Consider the following 5268-nt stretch of genomic DNA (forward strand, 5'->3'; position numbering starts at 1 on the left):
GGCACTGTTGCAAATAACCACGAATGGTAAGCTGAAGACTGTTTTAGCTAAAGGTGCAGCATATGAATCCTTTCCATGGTCGGCATTTTCAGGGCGAAATCATTCTTTGGGCTGTGCGCTGGTATTGTAAATATGGCATTAGCTATCGTGAACTGCAGGAAATGCTGGCCGAACGGGGTGTGAATGTTGATCACACGACTATTTACCGTTGGGTTCAACGTTATGCTCCTGAAATAGAAAAACGTTTACGCTGGTATTGGCGTAATCCTACAGATCTGAGCTCGTGGCATATTGATGAAACCTATGTAAAAGTGAATGGACGATGGTCTTATCTGTATCGTGCAGTCGATCAACGTGGCGATACCATTGATTTTTATCTTTCTTCTAGACGTAATACCAAATCAGCATATTGTTTTCTTGGAAAAATTTTAAATAATGTGAAGAAGTGGCAAATTCCACAAGTGATCAACACGGATAAAGCACCCACATATGGACGTGCTTTATCACGGTTAAAACGGGAAGGTAAATGTCCACCAGACCTTGAGCACAGGCAGATTAAGTATAAAAATAACGTGATTGAATGTGATCATGGCAAGCTAAAGCGGATCATCAGGGCCACATTAGGATTCAAATCTATGAAGACGGCTTATGCCACAATTAAAGGTATTGAAGTCATGCGTGCACTACGTAAAGGACAAGCATCGTCATTTTATTATGGTCAGCCTCAGGGTGAAGTGTGTCTAATCAACAGGGTTTTCGGTCTCTAAGTACTTTTTAAAGGGAACATCATCGACTCAAATCTCTATTTGCAACAGTGCCAAAAAAACCAACTTCAAGTTGGTTTTTCTTTTTTAATCATCAGTGGCGACCTTAACACCATATCCAATTAAACCTGCAAGGCTAGCATAGGCTATTTTGGCATAAATCGAACCCCACCAGACCGTAATTTTACTGGCACCAAATTCCCGAACCGTTTGCCCCATAAAATTAGTGGTTTCATAGAAATTTTTAGCAGAATAACCTAACGCAATATGATCAAGGACAGGGAATAAACTAAAAGCTAAACCTACTGCTGCTGCGGGGAAAGTAAACTCTCTTGATAGACCGAATTTTCCAGTAATAAATACAAGCGATACCACGATAATTAATCTAATGATAGTCCATAGCATCACTGTGAAAGGCAAGTTAAAGATGCCTGCTCCCTGCCACGCAAGACCGCAAACAACTAGGGGTCGTCTCAGAAAACGGAAAATAAAGCACGCTAAGCCGGTTGCAGAGGCCGTAGCGGCCTGAACTTCCCCGCGCCGATCTTGGCGCTGCTGCGCCATAGGTAATCACCGGTCAGGTTGATGTGCTCCCAGCCGAGTGGCGACAGGTACTGCAATAGCGAGTCATCGACGGCATGACCATTGCCGCGCAACGCATGCGCCGCACGCTCCAGGTAGACCGTGTTCCACAGCACGATGGCCGCCGTCACCAGGTTGAGGCCGCTGGCCCGGTAGCGCTGCTGCTCGAAACTGCGGTCACGGATTTCACCAAGGCGGTTGAAGAACACGGCACGGGCCAGCGCATTGCGCGCCTCGCCCTTGTTCAGCCCGGCATGCACGCGGCGGCGTAGCTCGACGCTTTGCAGCCAGTCGAGGATGAACAGCGTGCGCTCGATGCGGCCCAACTCGCGCAGCGCGACGGCCAAGCCGTTCTGGCGCGGGTAGCTGCCGAGTTTCCTGAGCATCAGCGAGGCCGTCACCGTGCCCTGCTTGATCGAGGTGGCCAGCCGCAGGATTTCGTCCCAATGGGCGCGGACGTGCTTGATGTTGAGCGTGCCGCCGATCATCGGCTTGAGCGCGTCATAGGCGGCATCGCCCTTCGGGATGTAGAGCTTGGTGTCGCCCAGGTCGCGGATGCGCGGCGCGAAGCGGAAGCCCAAGAGGTGCATCAGGGCGAAGACGTGATCGGTGAAGCCCGCCGTGTCGGTGTAGTGCTCCTCGATCCGCAGGTCGGATTCGTGGTACAGCAGGCCGTCGAGCACGTAGGTTGAGTCGCGCAGGCCGACATTGACCACCTTGGTGTGGAATGGCGCGTATTGGTCGGAGATGTGGGTGTAGAAAGTCCGTCCTGGGCTGCTGCCATATTTTGGGTTGATGTGCCCCGTGCTCTTTGCCTTGCTAGCGGTTCGGAAATTCTGTCCGTCCGATGATGATGTGGTGCCATCGCCCCAGTGCCCGGCAAAGGGATGCCGAAACTGAGCGTTGACCAGTTCAGCCAACGCTGTCGAGTACGTTTCGTCGCGGGTATGCCAGGCTTGCAGCCAAGCGAGCTTCGCGTAGGTCGTGCCGGGGCAGGACTCGGCCATCTTGGTCAGGCCCAGGTTGATCGCGTCGGCCAGGATCGTGGTCAACAACAGGTTCTTGTCCTTGGCCAGATCGCCCGATTTCAAGTGCGTGAAGTGCCGGGTGAAGCCCGTCCACTCATCGACTTCGAGCAGCAGTTCGGTGATCTTGACGTGCGGCAGGACCATGGCTGTCTGGTCTATCAGCGCCTGCGCGGTGTCGGGCACCGCCGCATCCAGCGGCGTGATCTTCAAGCCCGACTCGGTGATGATGGCATCCGGCAGGTCGTTGGCTGCCGCCATGCGGTTGACGGTGGCAAGTTGTGCTTCCAGCAGCGTCAGCCGCTCATGCAGATATTGTTCGCAGTCGGTGGCCACGGCCAGCGGCAATTCGCTGGACTGCTTGAGGCTGGTGAACTTCTCGGGCGGTACCAGGTAGTCCTCGAAGTCCTTGAACTGGCGTGAACCCTGCACCCAGATGTCGCCCGAGCGCAGGGAGTTCTTCAACTCGGACAGCGCGCACAGTTCGTAGTAGCGCCGGTCGATGCCGGCGTCGGTCATCACCAGTTTCTGCCAGCGCGGCTTGATGAAGCCGGTCGGTGCATCGGCTGGCAGCTTGCGGGCGTTGTCGGTGTTCATGCCGCGCAGCACCTCAATGGCATCAAGCACGTTTTTGGCGGCGGGCGCGGCCCGCAGCTTGAGCACGGCAAGGAATTCCGGTGCATAGCGGCGCAGGGTGGCGTAGCTCTCGCCGATGCGATGCAGGAAATCGAAGTCATCGGGTTGCGCGAGCTTCTGCGCCTCGGTGACGCTCTCGGCAAAGGAATCCCAGGACATGACGGCCTCGATGGCGGCAAACGCATCGCGGCCTGATTGCTTGGCGTCGATCAGCGCCTGACCGATGCGCCCGTACAGACGTACCTTGGCGTTGATGGCCTTGCCTGACGCCTGGAACTGCTGCTGATGCTTATTCTTGGCAGCGTTAAACAGCTTACCCAGGATGCGGTCGTGCAGGTCGATGATTTCGTCGGTGACGGTGGCCATGCCCTCGGTGGCCAGCGCCACGAGAGTGGCGTAGCGCCGTTGCGGCTCGAATTTGGCCAGGTCGGCGGGTGTCATCTGGCCGCCCTCGCGGGCAATCTTGAGCAGGCGGTTCTGGTGAACCAGCCGCTCGATGCCGGTAGGCAGATCGAGTGCCTGCCATGCCTTGAGGCGTTCGATGTGTTCCAGCATATGCCGCGAATTTGGCTTGGCCGGAGACTGGCGCAACCAAGCCAACCAGGTCGTCTTGCCGTTGTCCCGGCGCTTGAGCAGATCGTCGAGGCGGCGGCGATGCGCGTCCGCCAGTGGTTCGGCCAAGGCGTCGTAGATGCGCCGGTTAGCACGGGTGATCGCCTCGGCACTCGCCCGCTCGACGGCGTTGAGGGCGGGCAGAATGACCGACTGCCGCCGCAGGTGCCCGATCAAGGCGCTGGCCAGCACGATGCCTTTGTCGGTTTGCATCGCCAGCTCGGTCAGCATCTGGACGGCCTGCCGGTAATGGCTCATGGTGAAGGGCCGGAAACCGAACACGGTTTGCAGCTCGCTCAGGTGCTCGCGCCGGGTCTGCTCCCGCTGGCCGTACTCGTTCCAGCTTTCGACGCCGACCTTGAGCTGGTCGGCGACCAGCTTCAACAAGGGCGGGAACGGTAGTTCATCGACGCCCAGGATGACGCCGGGAAAGCGCAGGTAACAGAGCTGCACCGCGAAGCCCAGCCGATTGGCTGGCCCGCGCCGCTGTCGGATGATCGAGAGGTCGGTATCGTTGAATGTGTAATGTCGGATCAGGTCGTCCTTGGAGTCCGGCAACGCCAGCAGGCTTTCCCGCTCGGCGGCGGACAGGATGGAACGACGTGGCATATTTACTGATCCGTTCTCAAGTATTGATACAGGGTTTCGCGACTGATTCCGAATTCACGAGCAAGCTTGGTCTTTTGCTCGCCAGCCTCGACACGTTGGCGCAGTTCGGCAATACGCTCAGACGACAGGGATTTCTTCCTGCCACGGTAAGCCCCGCGTTGCTTGGCGAGCGCAATACCCTCGCGCTGACGCTCGCGGATCAGGGCGCGCTCGAACTCGGCGAACGCGCCCATCACCGAGAGCATCAGGTTCGCCATCGGAGAGTCTTCGCCAGTAAAACTGAGGTGTTCCTTGACGAATTCGATATGCACGCCGCGTTGTGTCAGCGTTTGCACGATCCGGCGCAAATCATCGAGATTGCGCGCCAGGCGATCCATGCTATGCACCACCACGGTGTCGCCGGTGCGGGCGAAGCTTATCAGCGCTTCCAGTTGCGGACGCTTGACATCCTTGCCGGATGCCTTGTCGCTAAAAGCGCGATCAACCTTGACGCCTTCCAGTTGCCGTTCCGGGTTCTGGTCGAAGGTGCTGACCCTGATATACCCAATGCGCTGTCCAGTCATGGAATTCCCTGCAAAATGTCAGGGAAGACTCTATGACCTTCAACGAGATATGTCAATAAATTCAAAATTCAATCCTATCCTGACGCAATTTACACATGGCATCTGACATCAGGTTAGGGTATGCCTCAACCTGACGGCGGCGAATCACAAGCGTCCGGTTTGACGCTGGTTTCGGTCGCAGTGCTGGCCCGCGCCTGGAAGCGCTGATAGCACTCCAGCCCGCAGAAATGCTCCACGTACTCGGCCCCTTCCGGCGTGAAGGCGGCATCGAGCGGGATTTCCTTGCAGCACACGCAGCAACTGGTGCTCGGTTCATTGGCGTTCATGGTGGTGTTCCTCCATTGGTTGACGAAGCCGACGAAGGCCGCCGCCGGCATCGGCCTGGCGAACAGGAAACCCTGCACCGTGTCGCAACCCGCCTGCCGCAACCACGCAAGGCAGTCGGGTGTTTCCACACCCTCGGCTACCACCTCCATT

The 5268-nt window shown here is 56.9% G+C and carries 5 protein-coding genes; 1 reads left to right on the forward strand and 4 read right to left on the reverse strand.

Going from position 1 to position 5268, the window contains the following annotated elements; all coding sequences use genetic code 11:
• The first annotated feature begins 62 nt into the window (after positions 1 to 62).
• On the forward strand, positions 63 to 767 hold the full coding sequence (locus tag PSF31_RS20835; RefSeq protein WP_001067784.1) for an IS6-like element IS1006 family transposase: 705 nt from the start codon (positions 63 to 65) through the stop codon (positions 765 to 767).
• Between the two features lie 84 nt (positions 768 to 851).
• Here PSF31_RS20835 and PSF31_RS20840 read toward each other — a convergent pair whose 3' ends face one another.
• From PSF31_RS20840 to PSF31_RS20855, 4 genes are all read right to left on the reverse strand, one after another.
• Complete coding sequence (locus PSF31_RS20840) at positions 852 to 1328, reverse strand: hypothetical protein (protein WP_223171565.1); 477 nt, start codon at positions 1326 to 1328, stop codon at positions 852 to 854.
• Entirely contained in the window at positions 1262 to 4228 is a 2967-nt protein-coding gene (locus tag PSF31_RS20845; RefSeq protein WP_001138064.1) for a Tn3-like element TnAs3 family transposase, read from the reverse strand. The genes PSF31_RS20840 and PSF31_RS20845 overlap by 67 nt, the downstream gene beginning before the upstream one ends.
• 2 nt (positions 4229 to 4230) lie before the next feature.
• Complete coding sequence (locus PSF31_RS20850; RefSeq protein WP_000147567.1) at positions 4231 to 4791, reverse strand: recombinase family protein; 561 nt, start codon at positions 4789 to 4791, stop codon at positions 4231 to 4233.
• Between the two features lie 125 nt (positions 4792 to 4916).
• A partial coding sequence (locus tag PSF31_RS20855; protein WP_000454193.1) for a DUF3330 domain-containing protein occupies positions 4917 to 5268 on the reverse strand: 352 nt, incomplete at its 5' end.

The organism is Providencia sp. PROV156 (genome assembly GCF_028480905.1).
GTDB lineage: Bacteria > Pseudomonadota > Gammaproteobacteria > Enterobacterales > Enterobacteriaceae > Providencia > Providencia hangzhouensis.

Coding starts and splice junctions, on each gene's coding strand:
- PSF31_RS20835 (WP_001067784.1), top strand. CDS start 63: ATGAATCCTTTCCATGGTCGGCATTTTCAGGGCGAAATCATTCTTTGG.
- PSF31_RS20840 (WP_223171565.1), bottom strand. CDS start 1,328: ATGGCGCAGCAGCGCCAAGATCGGCGCGGGGAAGTTCAGGCCGCTACG.
- PSF31_RS20845 (WP_001138064.1), bottom strand. CDS start 4,228: ATGCCACGTCGTTCCATCCTGTCCGCCGCCGAGCGGGAAAGCCTGCTG.
- PSF31_RS20850 (WP_000147567.1), bottom strand. CDS start 4,791: ATGACTGGACAGCGCATTGGGTATATCAGGGTCAGCACCTTCGACCAG.